Source organism: Pseudooctadecabacter sp. (assembly GCF_020627745.1).
Lineage (GTDB): Bacteria > Pseudomonadota > Alphaproteobacteria > Rhodobacterales > Rhodobacteraceae > Octadecabacter.
Genome location: NZ_JAHDGE010000004.1, coordinates 95,282 through 98,941 on the forward strand (window position 1 = coordinate 95,282; position 3,660 = coordinate 98,941).

The 3,660-nt window shown below is 62.2% G+C and carries 4 protein-coding genes; all 4 read left to right on the forward strand.

Annotated features, from left to right (window positions below):
* The first annotated feature begins 175 nt into the window (after positions 1–175).
* The 4 genes from QZ653_RS03145 to QZ653_RS03160 all read left to right on the forward strand — a co-directional run bounded on the left by QZ653_RS03145 (position 176) and on the right by QZ653_RS03160 (position 3,496).
* On the forward strand, positions 176–535 hold the full coding sequence (locus QZ653_RS03145; RefSeq protein ID WP_296417529.1) for a DUF6713 family protein: 360 nt from the start codon (positions 176–178) through the stop codon (positions 533–535).
* A 134-nt stretch (positions 536–669) separates the two neighbouring features.
* The gene (gene purL / locus QZ653_RS03150) at positions 670–2,829 is read left to right on the forward strand and encodes a phosphoribosylformylglycinamidine synthase subunit PurL (protein ID WP_296417530.1); all 2,160 of its coding nucleotides are present in this window, start codon (positions 670–672) and stop codon (positions 2,827–2,829) included.
* 242 nt (positions 2,830–3,071) lie between these two features.
* Complete coding sequence (locus QZ653_RS03155) at positions 3,072–3,308, forward strand: BolA/IbaG family iron-sulfur metabolism protein (RefSeq protein ID WP_296417605.1); 237 nt, start codon at positions 3,072–3,074, stop codon at positions 3,306–3,308.
* A complete protein-coding gene (locus QZ653_RS03160) occupies positions 3,308–3,496 on the forward strand; it encodes a hypothetical protein (RefSeq protein WP_296417531.1) in 189 nt (62 codons plus the stop codon). The genes QZ653_RS03155 and QZ653_RS03160 overlap by 1 nt, the downstream gene beginning before the upstream one ends.
* The last annotated feature ends 164 nt before the right edge of the window (positions 3,497–3,660 follow it).

Sequence of the window (3,660 nt, forward strand, 5' to 3'; positions counted from 1 at the left end):
CGCTTTATACCTCCCTGTTGGACTTTGCCGGGCCTTGTGCCCGGCTTTTCTTTTTCCGGCGCCCCACCCTTCGGCCAACCTTCCGCCTTGAAAGGGCCATCGCGAAATTCTGCCCTTCCGTATCGCAAAATTCGTAAGTAGGTCTTTGTCGTTCGCAACTTCCAAGACGCGCACCATGCTTGACCTGCTCTATTATGCCACGATTGGCGCGTTCTTCACACATGAGCTTGATGCCGTGAAACGTCACGAATGGCGCGTGATGCCCGTGCTCAGGGCCCTGCCCGAACGGTTGGGCGAACAGATATTCATCTGGGCGCATGTTCCCCTGTTTGCCCTGCTTTTGTGGGGTGGTGACGGCAATCCGCAAAGTGCCACGCGGGTCGGACTTGCGGTTTTCGCCATCATTCACGTCGGTCTGCATGTCTTTTTCAGGCGGCACCCGGCCTATGAATTCAACACGGTAAGTTCATGGGCCCTTATCGTGTTGACCGGCACGCTGGGCGCGATCTATCTCGCCGCGCTTGGCCTCGCCTAAGGACCGCCTGTCACGCACCGCGTCAACCGCACCCGCTGCCCTGCGTCCAGGCGAACCTGTCCCCCCTCACCTGCCCCGTTGAACCCCGCGCGCCCTTGGCATACACGTCGCGCAACGCATCTGAGGGGACCGTCATGCAAGAACCAGCCATCACCCAAGACCTGATTTCAGCCCACGGCCTGTCCCCTGACGAATACGACCGCATTCTGGACATTATCGGGCGTGAACCGACGTTCACCGAACTGGGCATCTTCTCCGCCATGTGGAACGAACATTGTTCCTACAAATCGTCCAAGAAATGGCTCCGCACGCTGCCCACGGAAGGCCCCCAAGTCATCTGCGGCCCCGGTGAAAACGCAGGCATCGTCGATATCGGCGACGGCCAGTGCATCGTCTTCAAAATGGAAAGCCACAACCACCCGTCATACATCGAACCCTACCAAGGTGCGGCCACAGGCGTAGGCGGCATCCTGCGCGACGTCTTCACCATGGGGGCGCGTCCTATCGCGGCGATGAACTCCCTGTCCTTCGGCGAACCCTCACACCACAAGACGCGAGCCCTGGTGCACGGCGTGGTCGAAGGCGTGGGCGGCTACGGCAACTGCTTTGGCGTACCCACCGTGGGTGGTGAAGTCCGCTTCCACCCCGCCTACAACGGCAACTGCCTTGTGAACGCCTTTGCGGCGGGCCTCGCTGACACCGACAAAATTTTCTACTCCGCCGCCTCCGGTGTGGGCATGCCCGTCGTCTATCTTGGTGCCAAAACCGGCCGCGACGGCGTGGGCGGGGCCACCATGGCCTCCGCCGAATTTGATGACACGATCGAAGACAAACGTCCCACCGTGCAAGTCGGCGACCCCTTCACCGAAAAGCGCCTGATGGAAGCCACCTTGGAACTTATGGCCACCGGTGCCGTGATCTCCATCCAGGATATGGGGGCCGCTGGCCTCACCTGCTCTGCCGTGGAAATGGGCGACAAGGGCGGCCTTGGCGTCAAACTCAACCTCGAAGACGTGCCCCAGCGCGAAGACAACATGACCGCCTATGAGATGATGTTGTCTGAAAGTCAGGAACGCATGCTCATGGTGCTGAAGCCCGAGCTTGAGGCCGAAGCCCGCGCTGTCTTCACCAAATGGGACCTCGATTTTGCCATCGTGGGCGAAACCATCGCCGAAGACCGCTTCCTGATCCTGCACAACGGCAAGATTAAGGCAGACCTGCCGCTGGCGACGCTCTCAGGCTCCGCCCCCGAATACGACCGCCCATGGGTGGAAACGCCCGCCGCTGAACCGCTGTCGGAGGTGCCCGGCATAGATCCCATCGACGGCCTCAAGGCGCTGCTGTCCTCGCCCAACTATGCGGCCAAACAATGGGTTTATGAACAATACGACAGCCAGGTCATGGCGGACACCATCCGCCAACCCGGCCAAGGGGCTGGCATCGTGCGGGTGCACGGCACCGGCAAAGCCGTGGCCTTCACCTCCGACGTGACGCCTCGTTATGTCAAAGCCAACCCCGAAATGGGCGGCGCACAAGCGGTGGCCGAGGCCTACCGCAACCTGACCGCCGTGGGCGCAACCCCGCTGGCCACCACCGACAACATGAACTTCGGCAACCCCGAAAAGCCCGAAATCATGGGCCAGTTCGTGGGCGCGATCAAAGGCATCGGCAAAGCGGTCAAAGCGCTCGACATGCCCATCGTGTCGGGCAACGTATCGCTTTATAATGAAACCGACGGCACCGGCATTCTGCCCACGCCCACCATCGGCGCTGTGGGGCTGCTCGCCTCCGAAGATGAGATGATCCTCGGCACCGCCCGCGACGGTCACGTGGCGCTGCTGATCGGGGACACAACCGGCCATCTGGGCCAATCGGCCCTGCTTGCCGAAGTCTTCAACCGCGAAGAAGGCGACGCGCCTGCGGTGGACCTCGACGCCGAAAAGCGCAACGGCGACTTCATCCGCGCCAACCGCCAGTGGATCGACGCCTGCACCGACCTCAGCGATGGCGGTCTGGCATTGGCCGCGTTCGAAATGGCCGAAGCCGCCGACACCGGTGTCACCCTTGACGCCGCCGACACGCCGACACTCTTTGGCGAAGATCAGGCCCGCTATCTGGTCGCCTGCAACTTCGACAAGGCCGAGGCCCTGATGACAGCCGCCGCCCAAGCCGGCGTTGCCATCCAGACCGTGGGCAAATTCGGCGGCACGGATGTGACCATGGGCAGCACCTCCGCCCCGCTCTCGGACCTCGCGGCGATCTATCGCGGCACCTTCGCAGAAACGTTTGCCTAAAAACACCAACCAGGGGCGTCCCGATCGCCCCCCTTCATCTGGCCCAAAAAACTCCCCCCGGAGGGCCGGTACCCAAATGGCACCCCGCCTTGCACGGGGCCACTATCCTCACCGCACCACAAAAATTCGAAGAATTTTTGCCCCCCGCCCCGCAGGGACACACCGGCGTGACCGCGACAGACTTGCCCACGGCCCTCACCCCTCCTACATTCAAACAAACTAGAACCGGAGCCCGCGCCCCCATGCCCATCACCGCCCACGAGATTGAAACCCTGCTGCGCGACGCCTTCCCTGAAGGCGACATCCAAGTACAGGGCGACGACGGCCAGCATTTCGCAGCCTCCGTCACGGACCCCAGCTTCAAAGGCAAGAACCGCGTGCAACAACAACGTGCGGTCTACGCCGCCCTCAAAGGCAAAATGGACGGCTCGCACGGCGAATTGCACGCACTGGCGCTGACCACCAAGGCGCCTGAATAATGCTCGGCTGGCTGACCATAGGCGGCCTTGCGCTGGTGGCGGCCATTCTGGCCGACGACTGGCTGGCCTCGCGCTATCGCCGCCCTCTCAGCCATATGCGCCCCACGCCAAAAGACGCCAAAAAACTCGGCATGGAAGAAACCGACGTCAAAGCCGTCACGCGATCCATCGATCACAACCGGCGCTAAGACATGGAACAAACCGCCCCCTCCTGCGATCCGGCCCTCCTCAGCTGCATCACCCCGGCTGAGATTCTGGCCGTTCTGCCATTCGTCGCCGCCGCCCTTCTGGCCCTTGGCATTTGGGGGCTGATCCGCCATGAACAGCGCAAACATGCGGGGCTGATGCCCAA

Coding starts and splice junctions, on each gene's coding strand:
- QZ653_RS03145 (WP_296417529.1), top strand. CDS start 176: ATGCTTGACCTGCTCTATTATGCCACGATTGGCGCGTTCTTCACACAT.
- purL (WP_296417530.1), top strand. CDS start 670: ATGCAAGAACCAGCCATCACCCAAGACCTGATTTCAGCCCACGGCCTG.
- QZ653_RS03155 (WP_296417605.1), top strand. CDS start 3,072: ATGCCCATCACCGCCCACGAGATTGAAACCCTGCTGCGCGACGCCTTC.
- QZ653_RS03160 (WP_296417531.1), top strand. CDS start 3,308: ATGCTCGGCTGGCTGACCATAGGCGGCCTTGCGCTGGTGGCGGCCATT.